We start from the raw sequence: 19,036 nt of genomic DNA on the forward strand, positions 1-19,036 counted from the left end.
ATTACAATTGTAATGACTTTTTTGTGTTGTTATTTAGATAACTCAGTAAAATACTGATAGAAATATGGAATGGTTTCAATTCCTTTTAAGTAATTCCACACCCCGAAATGTTCGTTAGGTGAGTGAATTGCGTCAGAATTCAATCCGAATCCCATTAAAATAGTTTTACTCTTTAATTCTTGCTCAAATAAAGCCACGATAGGAATACTTCCTCCACTACGTTGTGGAATAGGAGTAACTCCGAAGGTTTCTTGATATGCTTTACTAGCAGCTTGGTAACCAATATTGTCAATAGGTGTTACATATCCTTGTCCTCCATGATGAGGTTTTACTTCTACTTTTACCGATTTAGGAGCGATACTTTCAAAATGCTTTTTGAACAATTCAGTAATTTCTTCCCATTCTTGTCCTGGTACTAAACGCATTGAAATTTTTGCGTACGCTTTTGAAGCAATTACAGTTTTTGCACCTTCTCCAGTATATCCTCCCCAAATTCCGTTTACGTCTAAGGTAGGGCGGATAGAGTTACGTTCGTTGGTAGTATAACCAGCTTCTCCATGCACATCATCAATATCTAAAGCAGCTTTGTATTCTTCTAAAGAGAAAGGCGCTTTTGCCATTTCATCACGTTCTTCACGAGATAATTCTTCTACTTTATCGTAAAAACCAGGAATGGTAATATGATTGTTTTCATCGTGTAATGAAGCAATCATTTTTGTTAAAATATTGATTGGATTTGCAACTGCACCACCATATAATCCAGAGTGTAAGTCTCTATTAGGTCCAGTAACTTCAACTTCTACATAACTTAATCCACGTAAACCAGTGGTAATAGAAGGAATGTCGTTAGCAATCATTCCTGTATCAGAAATTAAAATTACATCATTGGCTAATTTTTCTTTGTTTCTTGGAACGAACCATGCTAAACTTTCTGAACCTACTTCTTCTTCACCTTCAATCATAAACTTAACGTTACAAGGTAAGTTTCCTGTATGGGTCATGTATTCTAACGCTTTAACATGCATGTACATTTGTCCTTTGTCATCACAAGCACCACGAGCAAAAATGGCTCCTTCAGGATGAATGTCTGTTTTCTTAATCACAGGCTCGAAAGGAGGAGAAGTCCATAGATCGATTGGATCAGCAGGTTGCACATCGTAATGACCATATACTAAAACCGTTGGTAAGTTAGGGTCAATTATTTTTTCTCCGTAAACAATAGGGTATCCAGGAGTTTCGCAAATTTCTACTTTATCACATCCTGCTTTTTCTAAGCTTTCTTTTACAGCATCAGCGGTATTTAAAACATCTTGATTGTAAGCTGGATCTGCACTTACTGATGGAATTTTTAATAAATCGATAAGCTCATTAATAAATCGATCTTTATGTTGAGCTATGTAATCTTTTACGTTTTGCATGGGTTGAATATTAATGAACTTCAAAAATAAGAAAAATAGTATACTTGTTCTTGGTAGTTTGCAACTAATGTTTATATTTGCATCCACAATTTCAAAAGTACGCGGGCGTGGTGGAATTGGTAGACACGCTAGACTTAGGATTTAACCTAATAAAAGTTCTTAAAATATTGAAAAAGCGGATGTGGTGGAACTGGTAGACACGTCAGACTTAGGATCTGATGCCGCGAGGTGTGCAGGTTCGATTCCTGTCATCCGCACTTTTTCAACTGCAAAATTGCAGTCATAAAACCTCTCATTTCTGAGAGGTTTTTTTGTTTGGGTACAACATAGGTACAACATTTCCACTTTTATTAGGTGGAACTATAGATTGATACTATATGCTTTCATTTGAAATCAAACCCTATTTCTAACTTTAGAGATTAATAAATTTTGCGTTTTATCAACTTTAGTTCTTTGGTTGAGAGTTTATAATCATACAATATACCCGCAAGATAAACTCGTAAAATACTTCCATCAAAAGACTACGGCATAAAGCCAACGCTTCTTCCACTACTCATTTATTCCGTTTCCTTTTGAGCCAAGATTTTATCTTCCGTTTGGTTTCTGCTCAAATATTGTTTAATCAAAAATTTGAGTATTATGACAACAAAAGCGAGTACCACAAAGAAGCGCAGTCGAACAAAAGTAGCTGCCAAAAAAGAAGTGAACGGAAAAAAAGTCCAGGCACTTAAAATTGAGAATCTGCCTATTGCAAAAGTCAAACCCGACCCGATGCAACCCAGAAAAACGTTTGATGAAAAGTTGCTAGAACAGCTTTCAGAAAGTATTGAGAAGCACGGCGTACTACAACCTATTACGGTAAGGAAATCCAAAAAAGATTATATCATCGTAATGGGCGAGCGTAGGTATCGTGCCAGTAAGTTAGCTGGCAAGAAAACGATACCCTGTATTGTAAGAACGTATAAGGACGATGATGTTCTGGAAATTCAAATCATTGAAAATCTACAAAGACAGGATGTTGAACCTACCGAAGAGGCCGAAGCAATTGCCTTTCTGAGTGAAAAGTATGCACCTGCTGAAATTGCAAAGCGATTGGGCAGAACAGACAACTTTATAAGACAACGCCTAAAGTTAGCAGGATTGATAGAGGGCTTTAAGCACTTTGTACGAAATGGCGAAATGACCATATCCTTGGGCGTAGGTGTAGCGCTCTTTGAACCAGAAGAACAGCAGATGATGTTGGAAACTATGGGCGAGGATTTTAATGCACATCAGATAAACAGGATGATTAAAGACCAGACCTACGATTTGGAAAAAGCATCCTTTGATGTAGCCGATAAAAAATTGGTCCCAAAAGCAGGGTCTTGTGTAGAATGTCCTTTCAATGCTGCAAATCAAGGTAATCTGTTCGGCGAAGGAAAAATGGTCTGTACAAAATCAGCCTGTTTTGAAACTAAGAAAAGTAAATCGTTCTTAAACCTGATTAAGAAATCAAAAAAAGAGAACATCCTGCTAATTCCTGAGATACGACAGTATTGGGCAGATGACGAAAACAATCAGCTCATAATATCACAATTGGAAAAGAATGGATTGAAAGTCTATTTACTGGACGATGTTGAAATCTTAGAAAATCCGATTGAGCCAACAATCGAGGGTATCAAGATAGAATATCAGCATTACGATTATTCTGAAGATGAATTAAAGACAGAATTGGATGAAGCAATGCATAATTATAAAGAAGCATTGGAAAAATTCAATTCAGCAAAAGAAGATGGATTTGTAGATGGTGTTATTTTCCATCCTGAAACGTACAGGAACAAAGAGGTCTTTGTAACGATTATTGAAAAATCAAAGAACGATTCTACGGAATATTCGGCACCATTGGCCAACAGGAAAATGGCAGATTGTACGCCTGAAGAACAAATCGTTAAAATCAACGAAAGAGAAATCCGTAAGAAGCAAATAGAGAACAACAAGCAGTTTGAAGAAGTTGTGCAGATGATTCGTGAAACGAAATATATCGATACGAAGAAGACACTTTCAACGGATGAAATGTCGGCATTCTCGATATCGCTCTTTGAAAATAATGTGGACTATATGAGCCAACAAAAGTATTTCTCAAAGTTCTTGGGCGACACTTCAAAGATGACCAAAGTTGAAATGGTCGATAATTTCAAGAAGAAGTTCAAAAAGGAAATCTTTCACAAGTTGATACGCTATATGCTAACAAAGCAAGTGCATTTTGGCGAAAGCAATCACGTCAATAATCTGACAAACATTTCATTTTACAACGCAATGCAAGGATATTACAAATCCAAGATTGCCAGCATAGAAAAAGAATATGCCGAAAAGAGAGACAAGCGTGAAGCACGTTTGAAAGAGCGTATCACAGTTCTTGAAAAGCAAATTAAGGAACTCAACGATTAGCTTTTGTTGTTTGAAGAAGGGTCGGCATTCGTGCTGGCCCTTTTTCTTTTTTATGATAGTGTTTTAAAAGATGGGTTGATAAGGAAGGGGTTATCAATCAATAGTTAGCGCAAAGATAAACTCGTAAAATACACCCATCAAAAGACTACGGCATAAAGCCAACGCAACATCCTACGCTTATTTATTCCGTTTCCTTTTGAGCTGAGATTTTAGCTTCCGTTTGAGTACTGCTCAAATATTGTTTAATCAAAATATATCATTATGAAACGAGTATCTGAAAAACCTAAAATTTCGCTACAAGAAGCTGAAAAGCATTATCAATCGAGTAGTGAAAATTATGACATTGATAGTGGGGAAAGCCATTTCGCTTACTACAGGGATAAGCATCCCAACTATTACCGAGTATTATCACAAAATGTTTAATCTAAATTCAAAAGCTATGTATTTACAAAATTTGCAACAGGATGAAATCTTTGTTCCATCAGAAATGAAATCCTTAAAAAGTCTGACACAGATGGAATCCCGAAGAGGACTTGAAAATGCCATTATCTCAAATGGCAAAATCGTCAACGTGGTATCGAACAGCTATGGCCACATTCCGAACCAACTGTTCTTCAAGAAAGCTGAAGAAATGCTGACCGATGCACAGCTGAACTTTCACAAACGCACCATCAACAATAATGACAGGTCGTTCATTACCGACTTTATCATCGACGACAAAAGCCAGTTTACCGTCAAGAACGATAAGGACTTGATATTACCGATGCTTCGGTTCAAAAACTCGTATGACGGAAGTGAAAAAACTTCTGGACACTTCGGGTTTTATAGAGAAGTATGTTCAAACGGACTACACGTTTCTCAGGCAGAAATCGAGTTTTCCATCAAACATAGTAAGAACAATACGCACCTTATTATGCCAAGGTTGAACAATCTATTCGATAAATTTCTGGACAATGAATTCTACACCATTACAAAGAAATTCGACAAGATGAAAGAATTTAAAATCATCGATACACAGGAATTTGTGAAAGCGATTCTTGACAGGACGAAACTGTTCCGGTATGAATGTAGCGACAAGAACAGCGACCCGTCGAAAAAATCTCGTGAGGTCATCGAAATCTTAAACTATGAAGCTTTGTTGCTCAATGAAGAACCAAATCTTTGGTTAGGTTACAATGCGTTTAATTCAGTACTTCATAATGTCTTAAAGAAAAGCTTTGGCCAACAAGAACGATTGGATAAAAAGCTGTTTAATGAAGTCTATGCTATGGCATAAAGCCAAAAGGTTCATCCAGTACCTTAAACTGGATTTTTTTGTGCTTGCTATTTATAGGTTTAAAAGCAATACCGTTCAGCACATTCCCCTACATTTCGCGAAAAGCTTCATTCCGGGAAAAGCGCTTTCCTATAATAATCTTGGACACAACTTCAAAGCTTCCGTTTTCCATTCCACTTGCCCGTTCATTCCCGAGAAAAGTCGGGAAGCGGTCAAACTGCATTCCAACCTACACCTTCAAAGTCAAGTCCGCTTTAAATCCTGCATAATGAGAATAAATAATTTTCTTAATCCGTTCAGCACATTCCCCTGCATTTCGCGAAAAGCTACATTTCGTGAAAAGAGCTTCATTACAAAGGTCTTGGACACAATCCCCAATTTTAGCTTTCCATTCCGCTAACCCTTCCCGCTATGCTGGGAAGGAACACTTCATTCCTTTGCCAAAATTGAGAATTAAGTCCGTTTTTCATCGGAAAGTCATCCCTTCGGTTTTCTTAACAGGATTTTCGGCGCGGTCTTCTTGAGCCCTCAATCGAAAATCCTTAAAAACCGAACCGCTGCCTTACACATTTTAAGGGGTTTATAATGGATAAAGCCTTTGTTGTTTTTCGGGGCGTCGAAAAACAGGCACGACATAACCAATTCTAATATAAACACAGCTGCTTATCTCGCTTAACTGTCGGTACGCTCAAACGCAACTGCGTTTAAAAGAATTGCTAATGCCCTTATGGAACTTGTCAAGACTATACAAGTTTTAGTGAAAAATAAGGTTTCTACTTCCTTGAAAATCTAAGGATTTTACTACGTCGCAAACACACCTGATTTTGCCCGAAAAGTCTTGACAAAACCCACTCTATCCATTGTGCGGTGCACAGAAGAAAAGAACAAACACCCCTTAAAATTTAATTCAGTTTAAAACAAATAGGGGAAATATAAACCAGTCTGTAACAAAGCAGACACAAATCTTTTTATTATGAGTACTATTAGAAATCACGTACAATTGATTGGAAACGTTGGACAAGAGCCAACCATTACGAACCTTGAAAGCGGTAAGAAAGTAGCCCGCTTCTCACTCGCTACAAACGAATACTACAAAGACAGCAAAGGCGAAAAGCAAACGGACACCAACTGGCATACCGTAGTAGCTTGGGGTAAGACCGCTGAAATCGTCGAAAAATTTGTCGAAAAAGGCAAGGAAGTAGGAATTACAGGGAAACTAAAGACCCGAACCTACACCACCGATGATGGCAACCAACGCTACGTTACAGAAGTTGTAGCCGATGAAATCCTATTACTTGGAAGCAAAAACGACAAGTAAACTTCAAAAACAAAGAGGGCGTTCCTCTCGAAAGTTGCGCCCTCTTTTTCATTATTCACACATTTAAATATATGCACAATGAAAGCACAAGTTAACGAAATAAAAGAGCGATTGCAATATTTTACGGGAACAGAAATGTTCTATCAAATCCCATTATTGCGAACCCGTTTTACGGACGGATTGAAATATTTATCGGAAGTAGCAGAATGTTTTTGGCTCATTACGGACACGTCAGTAATCGCAAAAAGTCTAATGAACCGAAGCGAATTTGTAACCATAGACTTCAAAAGATTATCCGAAGAAAAGCAGGATTTTACAGGTTACGAAGCCGAGATAGTTTACAGCGATGGCAACGATAATATTTTAGAAAAACACGGTTACAGAGCAACCGATTTTCCACTCGATGAACTGCGGTTATTTTTTGTAAATGATACGCTGATGTTACCAAGCGAATACTAAAATTTTGAAGTTATGATTTACATTAAATTTCAAGATTTGAGCGAGGAAAAACAAGAGGAACTCTTACAGGTTTCGAGAGAACACGTTACACATCTTTTTGGGGAATCTATTCAAAAATATGTTGACGAAACTGGTGCAGATTATGAAAAGTTAATAGATGAAGAAATGATTAAAAATCTATACACCTACGATTATGTTTTCAATATCTGACACATTAAGATTATATGTGGAACACCTCTGAAATTTCAGGGGTGTTTTTATTTTGAAACAAATCCAAGTCAATAAAAAAGCGTATATTTATTTCGCTGAAATTCAGCATTCAAAATTACGTAGGGTTATCCACTTTTCGACTTTCGCCGATAACCCTGCACATCGAAAAATAACATATCGGAAAATAATTTTCCCTGAAAATGGCAATCGGCTTTTTAGCCGGATTGTATGGATTTTTGTCACGCTTGCGCGTGACGAAAAGGAATAGCAAGAGGGTAACACGCTGCGCGATGTTTCGGATTCCTTTTCGTTTTTAAATAGCTGATAACCAGTAATTTGGATATATCTTAAATTCTTGACAATCAACGATTTGCGACAAATGGGCTGGAAACGCGCATTTTTAGGGAAGATTTTGCGACAAATCGGCGAAATATGGACTCATTTACTGGAATTAGATTTAAAAAGGAAACCGCAAAACGTTTCCAAACTTTCTCACGCACGTACTTCAAATCACACACCGAGGCGATGTCCACGATGCTCGATTTTTTCTTCTACAATGAAATTTCGCCAAAGGAAAAATTAGGACCAACTGGACGTACCATTGAAGCTAAATTACTCAAAAGAATAAATGCGGTTATTGCCATAATGCGAGACGTGGAAAAGACACAAACCAAACCTACGGTGGCGATGATTCAATCCCTTTTTGAGACAGAAGAGCCAACCAAAAAACCGCTGATTGTAGAAAAGAAATATGCCGAAGAAAAGAAGGAAGTCCGTTTTCAAGAAAAGCAAAACACAAGTAATCAACTCTAATTTTTTGAACTATGTACATCACAATCACACCTCAAAAATTGGGTACTAATTATTCACAAAGTTCAGCTGATTTTGTAGGCTATTTGGAAAAGGAAAATCAAGGTTTGGAACAGCACGAAATGGAACATTTTTTCAACCAATATGGCGATGAAATTTCCGCGGAAGAAGTGGTCAAAGAAATCGATGGAAACACCGCAAAATTGAAAAAGAAAGAACCCAAGTTTTATTCGATTACGGTCAGCCCATCAAAATATGAATTGCGAAAACTTCAAAACAATAGTCAAGATTTAAAAACCTACACCCGTGAGCTGATGAAAGATTATGTTGCCAGCTTCAATAGGGAAATAAACGGGCGACCTATAACCATCGATGATATAAAATACTATGCGAAAATTGAACACCAAAGAACATTCAAGGGAACAGATTTTCAGATAAAAGAGAACCAACCGTTCGCAACAAAAATACTTCAGCTGAAAGCCGAAATCAGAAACATTCAAGAAGGACGAGCTGAAGGGAGTATTAAAAGGATGGAAAAGGAAATTGCCAAATTGGAACGCCAAGCACCACATCAGCAAAATGGCAAACGGATTGTCCAGGGAATGCAAAAAGATGGAAACCAAAGTCACATCCATATCATCGTGAGCAGAAAGGATGCTTCCAATTCGGTTAGCCTTTCCCCAGGAAGTAAGCACAAAGCATCAGAAGTTGAAATGCACGGTAAGAATGTGAAACGCGGTTTCGACAGGGATGCCTTTTTCGAGAAAGCAGAAAAGACGTTTGACAAAACTTTTGGCTACAAGCGAAACTTTGCCGAGACCTACAAAGCAAGAAAGGATTTTGTAAAGAACCCGAATCTCTATTTCGCTGCCTTGATGAAATTACCAGCCAACGAAAAAGCTTTGGCTTTCAAAATGATTACCAAAAGTGGCTTGCCAATTGTTCCAAGTATTCCAGTAAGTCAAGCACAAATTGCACTTCGGGTTTTCAAACGATTAAGACGTGGTGCAGAGGTTGCCATCAAATCAAGTTCAATAGGAATTTAGGGTATGGAAATAGACAATCTCATAACAATACTTTCAATTATTGCTGTGGCCAGTACCGTTTTCTATGCGATGTTTCGAGTGAGCAAGTATGCGCTTTTCTTGAATTTCATAATGCTTTCGTGCTTGGTTTTCTATTTAACCGAGCAGAACGAATTAGTATCGATACTGCTTTATCTGGTGTGTCCTTTAATGTTAATTAATATAGGACTATATGTTTTTTTGCATAAGACTGAAAATGCACAAAATAGCGACAGAAAATATCAAGTCAATTTTGCTACGACAAAAGGGAATTTCAAATTAGATAATATTAAACGTGGTGCATCTATCATCGGTTCTGCGGGAAGTGGTAAGACCGAAAGTGTGGTGTATGGCTTTTTAAAACATTTCCGAAAAGAGCGCTTCTGTGGAATCATTCACGACTACAAGGATTTTGAGTTGACCGAAATGGCGTATCCGCTTTTTAAGGATAGTGATATCCCGTTTAAGGTCATTTCCTTCGACAAAATCATACATAGGGTAAATCCTATTGCACCTCGCTATTTAGAGAACGAAGAAAGCGTAAACGAGGTGTCAAGAGTCTTAATTGAAAACCTTTTAGAGCAAAGAGAAAGTGGAACAACTGGAACAACAAAATTCTTTAACGACGCAGCTGAAGGTTTGATTGGTGGATTGATTTGGAAACTGAAATGCGATTATCCCAAATACTGTACGTTACCACATTTAATAGCCATTTATCAAATGCTCGATACCGATAGCCTAATCCAGTTTTTGGAAACCAACACCACATCGAGAGCGATGGCAGATGCATTTATTAGTGGTAAGGATTCAGATAGACAGACAGCTGGTGTAAAAAGTACCCTGGCGAATGCGCTGAAACGAATCAGTACTCAACGGATTTTTATGGCATTGTCCGCAGACGAAGTGCCATTGAATATCAATAGCGAGGAAAACCCAACAATCATTTCGGTAGTAAACAATCCAAAATATGAAACCTCGTATTCGCCTGTAATTGCCACCATCATTCACACCATTACCAAACAAATGAGCGTGCGGAATTCCAAACCGTCTTTCTTGCTGATGGAAGAAGCACCAACAATACGACTGTTAAATATGCACCGTATTCCGGCAACACTTAGAAGTTATGATATTGCCACCATTTACGTAATGCAGGATAAGATACAGAACGATATTATGTATGGCGACAAGGCAAGCAAAGCAATATTGAGCAACTTGTCTTACCAGTTTTTCGGTAAGGTAAATGACCCTGATACCGCCAAATACTATGAGCGCTTTTTTGAAATCATCAAAGACCCGACGAAAAGCATCAGTCGTGGCCATAATCTCGATTTTGATACACGCATTACTACAGGCGAAAAGGAAATCCCGAAAATTAGAGCAGATGTGTTCTTTCGATTAAAACAGGGCGAATTTATAACCTATGCTGATGGTAAGGATAAGAAAGTGCAGTTTAAATTGTCAAGAATACAGCGGCAGCTTCCTGAAGAATCCAAGCAATTTTCTCAGGTAGATTTAGCGGCTAATTTTGAAAAAGTTTACAATGAAGCACAGTCAATTTTTAGATAGCTTTAAACACCCGAAATCGTTGGGCAAGACAGCTAATAATAGACAATCTTAAAATTATCTTAACCCATCTTTTGAATCGTGAAATTATACCAATATCTTTAACACTTATTTTTTTACCAACCAATGACAGAATTAAGCCAAAGAGAAAAAGACTTTTTAATAGAAAAACTGCAACAAGGCGAGCAATTGCCAGATGACTTTAAGTATAAGCTATTTCCCACAACCCAAAAAGAATATGAGCTGGTATATGCCGGTAAAATGCGTAAGGAAGACATTCTCGCAGATGAAGATGGTGTAACCGCCGCACCCTTACAAATTGAAAGAACCTACAATGGCGACCGAGAATCTTATCCAGACGGTTGGAAGAATATGATTGTCTTTGGGGACAACCTTCAATTTCTCAAAACAATTTATAAAAACGAAGACCCTCTTATAAAAGATAAGGTCAAGGGAAAGGTAAAATTAATCTACATTGACCCGCCGTTTGCTACTGCATCTGATTTTAAGTCTAAAGAAGGACAATTGGCATATTCAGATAAAATTGTCGATTCTGATTTTGCAGAATACCTTAGGCGAAGGTTAATACTCTGCAAAGAATTATTAGATAAAGAAGGGAGTATTTATGTTCATTTAGATTCAAAAAAAGGACATTTAATAAAAATTATACTTGATGAAATTTTCAGAGATTTTGATTTTTATGAGATAGTTTGGGTTTGTGGTTTAATGGGTTCAAGTAATACCTATCCAAAATCTCACGAGACAATTTATTGCTACAAAAAGAGTAGTTCTACTTTTAATCCGCCTACTCGCATTGGATATTCTAAAAGAATCGTCAAAGCGTTGCAAAAGGATGATGAGGGCTGGTTTTATACCCGAGGTCGAGAAAGTAGTGGAGGTACGAATGCATTGAAAACTTATATTAGTAGAGACAGTTCTCTAACTAAAAAACAGGCTGTAGAAGAAGCTTCGGTCAAAAGACCTCAATATGTTTGGGATGTATGGATGGGTAAAAAAGAACTTGCTGAAGAATTTAATGATTATCCCGTTGGTACTTATGCATACACAAAACACGAGAAAACAGGATACCCAACCCAAAAACCTGAACTTTTATTAAAAAGAATTATAGAAGCGTCATCCAATGAAAATGACATTGTTTTGGATTTCTTTGGTGGAAGTGGTACAACCGCTGCAGTTGCTGAAAAGTTAAATAGAAAATGGATTACTTGCGATATTGGTAAGTATTCATACTATACTATTCAAAAAAGACTGCTAAGTATTCAACAATCTCGTGATTTAAATATTCGGTCTAAGAAATACCAAAATAAATCGAAAAGTTTCATTACTGTAAACAATGGGTTTTACGATATAGAAAAATTATTTTCTTTACAACATCAAGAATATCAAGAATTTGTATTAAATCTTTTCGAAGTAAGGCCTAAACCAAAGAAGATTGCTGGGATTGAATTTCAAGGCGAGCGCAAGGACGGCTATGACGTAATGATTTGGAAATATTGGGAACATAAGGATGCCGCAGTCGATGAGGATTACTTGGAAATTCTACATAAAAACATTGGCAAAAAAGTAGGCGACCGTATTTACATTATCGCACCTGCCAACTCTGTTCAGTTCATTGATGATTATTATGAGATAGGTAACGTTCGTTACTATTTCCTGAAAGTGCCGTACCAAATTATTCAAGAATTGCACAAAGAGAAATTTAAAAAATTCAGACAGCCCACAAGTTCCAGCAATGTCAATTCCCTTGAAAATGCAGTTGGCTTTCACTTTATCCGGCAACCCGAAGTTAAATCATCCTTTAAAAAAGGAACTATTACCATTGAGGCATTTAAGGCCTACTATCCCGATGAAGATACCTTAGAAGATATTCCTGGTCTTGAAGCTTTGGCTATGGTTGTTGTAGACAAAGATTACAATGGCAAGGAATTTTTGATGTCAGATGTATTTTTCGCAGCAGACATTGTTGATGAGAACGGCAGGGCTCAGATTACAATAGAAGATTTTGGTGCTAAAATAAGTGCCGTGTATATCGATATTTATGGCAATGAATTCCGTGAAGTATTTACCACTAAAAATGCCAACGGATGATTCAAGAAAAAAAGAGATATGACACAAAGGATTTAATTCTAAAAGTAAATCAGTTTTACAATCAAAATGAATTACCACTTCAGTATTGGGACAGATTTTTGGATGTACTTTGCGGGACGAGAGAATATCAAAAAGAGGCAATCAAAAATTCCGTTATTTATTTGGCATCCAAAGAGTATGCTAATATTCAAGATTTAGTTTCAAAAAATCATTATAAGAATCCGCAGTTACGGGAACGTTACCCAGAGCTTACAGATTATCATCGTAAAATTCAGCTACCCTCTAAGCTGTCCGCAACAATAGACCTTGCAACGGGAACAGGAAAAAGTTATGTGATGTATGGGATTGCACAGATTATGCTGGGCTTAGGTTTGGTAAAAAGAGTTTTGGTTTTATGCCCATCAACTACGATTGAAAAAGAACTGCACAAAAAGTTTTTGGCTTTGGTTGCAGACCCAATCTTAAAAGAAACAATTCCCGAATCTGCAATAATAAAAAACCCAAGTATTGTTGATGGAAGTGTTACGGTAAACGAGGGCGATATGTGCATTGAAAATGTTCACGCCGTTTATGAAAGAACAGGTTCTTCAATTGAAGATAGTTTTGGTTTCAAAAGAGGTTTTGACACCTTGGTACTGAACGATGAAACACATCATATTTATAATAAAATATCAGGTAATACAACAGAAGCAAGAGGACTTAAAGTTTGGAAGAAGTTTCTACTTGATGATGGCTACAACTTTAAATATATGCTTGGTTTTACGGGCACAGCATATATAGGAAATGATTATTTCAATGATGTCATTTACCGCTATTCACTAAGACAAGCAGTTGACGAGAAGTTTGTAAAGAAGATAAATTATGTTTCTGAAGACGATAGTATAAATGAAGACCAAAGATTCCAGAAAATTTATCAGAACCACGCCAAAAATAAACTTACTTATAAGAATGTAAAGCCGCTTACTATTCTCGTAACCAACAACATTACCAATGCCAAACGACTTGAAACACGTTTGGTCGAGTTTTTAATGTTAGAAGAAGGCTTGGAAGAGCAGGAAATTAGGGATAAGTTAGTTATGACCGTTACTTCGGATAAGGCACACAAGCATAACGTAATTCGTCTTGAAGAAGTTGACGAGCAGGATTCTACTGTAGAGTGGATTGTTTCGGTCTCAATGCTTACAGAAGGCTGGGATGTGAAAAATGTGTTTCAAATAGTCCCAATGGAAGAAAGAGCTTTCAATTCTAAACTATTAATTTCTCAGGTGTTGGGTAGAGGACTAAGAGTACCACCAGAATATGTAGGAAATGCAGAGGTAACTATCTTTAATCATTCCTCTTGGGGTTCAAAAATCAAAGGTCTCGTAGATGAAGTGCTTGAGTTAGAAATGCGATTGGAAAGCTCTAACATTACTGAGGGCGATAGGAATAAATTTCATTTTGACCTTTACAATATAGATTACAATAAGACTGAAAGAGCCGTTGAAAACAATAAAAAGGAAAAGGAATTTAACTACAAGGATTACATAAATTTAGAATCTTCAGTTGACCAAGTAAGCCAAGAAACAACCTATACAAATCTTGCGAGCGACTATAAGAGTGTTGAATACAAGATTAAAAACCGAATGACGCCGATAAAGGAAATCGTTGATAAAATCTATCACGAGTTCCAAACCAGAGAATGGGAAGGTGTTACACTCAACCTTCAAGAAGAACAGTACACTAAAAACAACCTTCCACCTAAAGAGGAAATTACTAAATTAATACGTCGCTCTATGGACAAGGTTGGTCTTGAAGGGGATGAATTAAACGAAAAGAATAAAAGAAACATTTTTTCATCCTTTAATACACTTCTAAGACGAAAAAACAAATCACTTGAATTGGTAAGGAAAGCTCAAAAACCTTACCCTATCTCAACAAAGGAAAGAATTAAGGAAACCTTGTCTGTTGGTAATTTACGTCATAATTCCACAGTAATGTATTCAAATAACTACAATGACGAAGTAAAGGATGCTGATGTTCTAAACTTTCTTCAAGATGTCATTGATGATGAAAGCTTACCACGAACTGCAATTAGACAGGCAAATAGTTACGATTTTAAAACGCCAGTTGACTTAGTTTTTCTCAACGCAACACCTGAAAGAAAATTTGCAGAAAAACTGGTAAAAAATGAAAATGCAAGTGTTTTAGATGCTTGGTTAAAGTCAACCAATCAGAGCTTTTACACTATTGAGTATTCATTATCAAGTAAATCTGGTAACCATACAAAACAAGGTAAATTCAATCCAGACTTTTTCTTAAAAACCTCTGATGAAGAAATGGAATACATTACTGTTGTTGAAATAAAAGACGACCAAGACTATTCAGACCTGAATAAAGCAAAGTTTAAATGGGCAACCATACATTTTCAAGAATTAAATAAACAACTTGAAGAAAACAATGTAAATCAGCGTTATAATTTTCATTTCCTTAGTCCAGAAAACTATGACGATTTCTTTGAGTATTTGAGAAATCGCAAGTTAGTACAGGGGTTATTTACGAGTAATCTGGATAATGAATTGAGTATGTAAAATAACAATGACCGAAATAAACTGCTGTTGAAGAAGGTGGTCTAATGGGTGGTCAAAAAGGTGGTGTAATAGGTGGTGCAATAGGTGGTGTAATTGATGCGACTGAAGCTCTAACTAACAGACAAAAAGAAGTTCTTAAACTTATTGCAGCTAATCCTTCCATAACCTATAATGAAATAGCTGAAACTTTAAGTATTAATGAATCTGCTGTTGGCAAACATATTACTGCTATCAAGAATAAAGGTTTTTTAGTCCGTCAAGGCGATACACGAGGCTATTGGGAAATCAATCTCGATAAAAAATAAAAATCTGAAAATTTTTTTTTCAGAATGAAAATTGAATGAAAATTATATATTTTGTGAGCAATTAAAAAGTTAAATGACCGAAATAAAAATCATTAAACATACCACCCCTAAGCATCTTGCAGAGACTTATTGCAAAATAAGTGACTTTATAGATGAACCTATAGTGTTATTAATTCCGAGTGATTTAGCGCAATACCGTTTTGGTCTATTGGCTGATATTTTAAAACTGATTATAACTATAAACAGTAATTGTGATATTAAAATCGTAAAACTTGATTTCGCTTTAAGTGAATTGGATAAATTCTATGAGCAGGAATATAGCTACCCAATAGTTTCTTTGTTCTGGAATACTGCTGAATTTGTAGACAAAGACGGAAAAAACATTAAAAGCTTGCTAAGAGAAAAACAAAATGAATTTTTCGTAAAGATGAACTCATTTGAAAAATTCAAAGGTAATAAACACATCTGGGTTAATACAGACCATCTATCTAAAAGTAAAGGTTTAATTAAGCTTTTGGAAAACTCAAATGGCTTTAATGATGATGAAGAGAAGATTGCTAACACAGTTAAGAAGATACTCACAAAAAATATTCTGACTTTCAAAAAGCAAAATTTAATTGAAGTAGAAGATATCCTTGAAGATATAGGAGCAATCGTTTATGAGTTAACAAAGAATACTTTCGAATGGGGAAGAACAGATTCAAACTCAGTAGTAATACCTTCAAGTGTTAGAGGTGCATATCTGCGTTTTCATATAAACAAAAAGGAAAAAATTATTGAAGAATATAAAAAAACACCAATAGCTACGTTTTTCAATCATCAGAGAATAGAAAAGGAATATCTTAATCATCTAAAGCGGGTGTATTATTTGGAAATTGTAGTTTTTGATTCTGGAGTTGGTTTCATTGATAAGTTTCACCAACAAGATGAAATTGATGATTTGACTATCATAAAAAAGTGTCTTATTAAAAATCAAACTTCATCTACATCAAATTTGAAATCAAAAAAAGGAATTGGTTTGGATAGAATTCTGAGAATTTTAGATAAAAAAGGATTTCTAAAAATCTCTACTGACAAGTATAATGTATATCGTGATTTGATTAAGGATAATTATGTTCCAGTCAAAAATAATAATCTTAAGGATTTAGTGATTGAAGATTGGAACCAAGATGGTTCCGAAAATCGAATTAAGGCTCAGGGTTCATTCATAAGTATTTTATACCCATTTAAAAATTAAATTATGGGTAAATACTATATATACAATGCCAAACTCGAAAACAAAAAGCATAAAAATGCTACGATAGTGTTCAACCCGGATGTCGATTTTGATTTTAACACCTTGAAAAATGAGCTTACAGAATACTTCAGATATTTCCATCAAACAAGCACATTAATTTTTTTGCATTGTAAAGGGAATAATGATGTAAAAAAAAGTGTTGAAGCAAATTTAGAAGCCATCTTTAAAAGTATTCCAAAGGTTGAAGAATCTTCACTTTCAGACAATATCTCTTATATACCTTATGATAAAGACTCTTTCAGTTTTCCAAAGAGAGGATTCTTGGCAAAAAATAAAAAAGAAATATTGAACCAAGGTTTGGTTAAAATTTTTGAAGATAATGGTGGCTTGGTTGAAAGTAATGGAATTTCCCACCATTTTGTATTTCCTTCTGGAAAGCATTCATCGAAATTTCTTAGAACTGCCAATGTTTTGGTCTTTAAAAGTCAAATTGATTTTATAGCACTCAATACACTACATCTATTTAGTAAAGTAGATTTCGATAATATATATTGTGATACTCTGTCTATTAATGTCATTGCATATTCAATGACCAAATATTTGAGAAGATATAATCAAGATAAGGAAATTAATATTGAATCTTTTAAGTCCTATGACGGATTGTACAATAGCAAATCCGTTTTCTATGACAAATCCATATTTCTTATTTCAGCATCTACATCTGGTGGGCTTATAAATTATATTCAGAAGAATCATCCTGAAATAGGTTCTAACGAAATATGCACTTTATATTATATGCCAATTGATAAGGACTCACCTATAATTCAAGAAAGAGTTTTATGTAATTTAAAGAGAAACGAAAAATTAAACTATGGCATTCCGCTATATGACCAATCAAAAAAGAATGAAAAATGCACCTATTGTGAAAACCATTCTACACCTATCAGTATTATAGGCGATTCTTTTAATTTAGATGAACCGGTAATTTATGCCAGAAATATAAGTGCATCTAAGTATATTTCAAAATCCTTGAAAAACTTTGTAGAAGTTTTTAAACTAAATAGCGAGTCCGGAACATCTCTTAAGGTTTCATATAGTGAGGATTCGACATCAAGAAAAAATTACAATCTTTATATAGATTACGAGAATATCATTAGAAATATTGCTAATGAAAGTTTTAAAAGTCACAAAAGTAAATTAGATGCTTATATAAATCAATACGTTCCAGCATCTATAACCCACATAGTCCATCTTAATGACAAAGGTTCCGGGCTTTTGTCACAGTACATTAGTGATAGAATTCAGGATTTTGCAAAAAATGAAGTCACTATAATTAATCAATCAGAATTGAAGGAAGATAATATAGATACCAAATCTTCAGGGTCTATACTAATTGTTGGTTCTTGTATCTCAAATGGTAAAAACCTACTCTATTTAAGTAGGTTTTTTCGAAATTATGAGAACATTAGGTTAATCTATTTTATTGGAATAAACCGAGTTAGCGATCCAAAGAAATTTGCTGAGCTCAGGACTAATATCAAGTATGGTCTTTATGGTTCAGATAATAGTTCTTTGGTAGAGATTGAGACCATAAACTGCGATAACTCAAGTTCGAATACACCTTGGGAACAAGAACTCGATTATTTACAATCAGTTCAAGAAGAATTGGATGTGCCTTCAAAATTTATTAATGATAGGATAGATATTTTGAGAGCATTTTCAGATTCTACAAATCGAGGTGGAAGCGAAAAAATTTTTTATTCAAGTGTAGGAGGTAGTGAACTTGAAATAAGAAAAAACTCAGCTTTTTTTAATGATAACGAGTACTATCAAAATGTAACTCAATCTGACGTATATTTTACTATATCCTGTGTTCTGAATAATATGCGTAATAATAAAAATGATGGCTTGTTTCAAACCAGTTTTGTGAAAAATGTTTTAGACCCCTTCGTTTTCAATCGCTTTAATGATGGAATAATTCAAGCATCTCTTTTGAGGGCTGCAAAAAATGAGGAATTAAATTATTCCTGCAGCAAAAAGATTTCTGCTGATATGCTTATGTTATTAAAGACTTTTCTAAAATCAGTCGATGAGTATCAAGGCGAGGCTATATTAGAGTTTTTATACGCTTTAGCAATAGGGAAATTGAGATTGTCCAAAGAACATTATAATGAGCTTATTATCGAACTAAATAATCATCCTAACCCAAAGTTTCAGATATTTAAAAATTCAATCGAACTAATCTTCAAAGATAGTTTTTAATGAGAATT

Annotated in this window: 15 protein-coding genes and 1 tRNA gene; 15 read left to right on the forward strand and 1 reads right to left on the reverse strand. The window is 35.4% G+C overall.

Annotation, left to right across the window (positions count from 1 at the left end):
- Window positions 1–29 precede the first annotated feature (29 nt).
- Window positions 30–1,418, reverse strand: coding sequence for a dipeptidase (locus AC3VI6_RS07330; protein ID WP_497705707.1), 1,389 nt, complete (start codon window positions 1,416–1,418; stop codon window positions 30–32).
- Between the two features lie 175 nt (window positions 1,419–1,593).
- On the opposite strand from AC3VI6_RS07330, the gene AC3VI6_RS07335 reads away from it, so the two are divergent.
- The 15 genes from AC3VI6_RS07335 to AC3VI6_RS07405 all read left to right on the forward strand — a co-directional run bounded on the left by AC3VI6_RS07335 (window position 1,594) and on the right by AC3VI6_RS07405 (window position 19,028).
- A tRNA-Leu gene (locus AC3VI6_RS07335) sits at window positions 1,594–1,675 on the forward strand.
- 382 nt (window positions 1,676–2,057) lie between these two features.
- The gene (locus AC3VI6_RS07340) at window positions 2,058–3,845 is read left to right on the forward strand and encodes a ParB/RepB/Spo0J family partition protein (protein WP_121666353.1); all 1,788 of its coding nucleotides are present in this window, start codon (window positions 2,058–2,060) and stop codon (window positions 3,843–3,845) included.
- A 261-nt stretch (window positions 3,846–4,106) separates the two neighbouring features.
- Window positions 4,107–4,268: a hypothetical protein gene (locus tag AC3VI6_RS07345; protein ID WP_153267898.1), complete on the forward strand. Its 162-nt coding sequence runs from the start codon at window positions 4,107–4,109 to the stop codon at window positions 4,266–4,268.
- A gap of 16 nt (window positions 4,269–4,284) precedes the next feature.
- Window positions 4,285–5,121 (forward strand): DUF932 domain-containing protein, encoded by an 837-nt coding sequence (locus tag AC3VI6_RS07350; RefSeq protein WP_153267899.1) that lies wholly within the window; start codon window positions 4,285–4,287, stop codon window positions 5,119–5,121.
- 973 nt (window positions 5,122–6,094) lie between these two features.
- Entirely contained in the window at window positions 6,095–6,439 is a 345-nt protein-coding gene (locus tag AC3VI6_RS07355) for a single-stranded DNA-binding protein (protein WP_092205827.1), read from the forward strand.
- Between the two features lie 78 nt (window positions 6,440–6,517).
- The gene (locus tag AC3VI6_RS07360; RefSeq protein WP_117157994.1) at window positions 6,518–6,898 is read left to right on the forward strand and encodes a DUF6876 family protein; all 381 of its coding nucleotides are present in this window, start codon (window positions 6,518–6,520) and stop codon (window positions 6,896–6,898) included.
- A gap of 12 nt (window positions 6,899–6,910) precedes the next feature.
- Window positions 6,911–7,108, forward strand: a complete 198-nt coding sequence (locus AC3VI6_RS07365) for a hypothetical protein (protein ID WP_153267900.1) — start codon at window positions 6,911–6,913, stop codon at window positions 7,106–7,108.
- Window positions 7,109–7,540: 432 nt separating this feature from the next.
- On the forward strand, window positions 7,541–7,921 hold the full coding sequence (locus tag AC3VI6_RS07370) for a BfmA/BtgA family mobilization protein (RefSeq protein WP_153267901.1): 381 nt from the start codon (window positions 7,541–7,543) through the stop codon (window positions 7,919–7,921).
- Between the two features lie 11 nt (window positions 7,922–7,932).
- Complete coding sequence (gene mobB / locus AC3VI6_RS07375) at window positions 7,933–8,964, forward strand: MobB family relaxase (protein ID WP_153267902.1); 1,032 nt, start codon at window positions 7,933–7,935, stop codon at window positions 8,962–8,964.
- Between the two features lie 3 nt (window positions 8,965–8,967).
- Window positions 8,968–10,548 (forward strand): type IV secretory system conjugative DNA transfer family protein, encoded by a 1,581-nt coding sequence (locus AC3VI6_RS07380; protein ID WP_153267903.1) that lies wholly within the window; start codon window positions 8,968–8,970, stop codon window positions 10,546–10,548.
- A 123-nt stretch (window positions 10,549–10,671) separates the two neighbouring features.
- Window positions 10,672–12,654: a DNA methyltransferase gene (locus AC3VI6_RS07385; protein ID WP_153267904.1), complete on the forward strand. Its 1,983-nt coding sequence runs from the start codon at window positions 10,672–10,674 to the stop codon at window positions 12,652–12,654.
- Window positions 12,651–15,224 (forward strand): DEAD/DEAH box helicase, encoded by a 2,574-nt coding sequence (locus AC3VI6_RS07390; protein WP_228122676.1) that lies wholly within the window; start codon window positions 12,651–12,653, stop codon window positions 15,222–15,224. The genes AC3VI6_RS07385 and AC3VI6_RS07390 overlap by 4 nt, the downstream gene beginning before the upstream one ends.
- Before the next feature lie 44 nt (window positions 15,225–15,268).
- Window positions 15,269–15,529: a winged helix-turn-helix transcriptional regulator gene (locus AC3VI6_RS07395; protein ID WP_153267905.1), complete on the forward strand. Its 261-nt coding sequence runs from the start codon at window positions 15,269–15,271 to the stop codon at window positions 15,527–15,529.
- A 73-nt stretch (window positions 15,530–15,602) separates the two neighbouring features.
- The gene (locus tag AC3VI6_RS07400; RefSeq protein WP_153267906.1) at window positions 15,603–16,766 is read left to right on the forward strand and encodes a hypothetical protein; all 1,164 of its coding nucleotides are present in this window, start codon (window positions 15,603–15,605) and stop codon (window positions 16,764–16,766) included.
- A gap of 3 nt (window positions 16,767–16,769) precedes the next feature.
- On the forward strand, window positions 16,770–19,028 hold the full coding sequence (locus AC3VI6_RS07405; RefSeq protein ID WP_497705708.1) for a type I phosphoribosyltransferase: 2,259 nt from the start codon (window positions 16,770–16,772) through the stop codon (window positions 19,026–19,028).
- Window positions 19,029–19,036: the final 8 nt, after the last annotated feature.

The organism is Tenacibaculum sp. TB-56, from assembly GCF_059716275.2.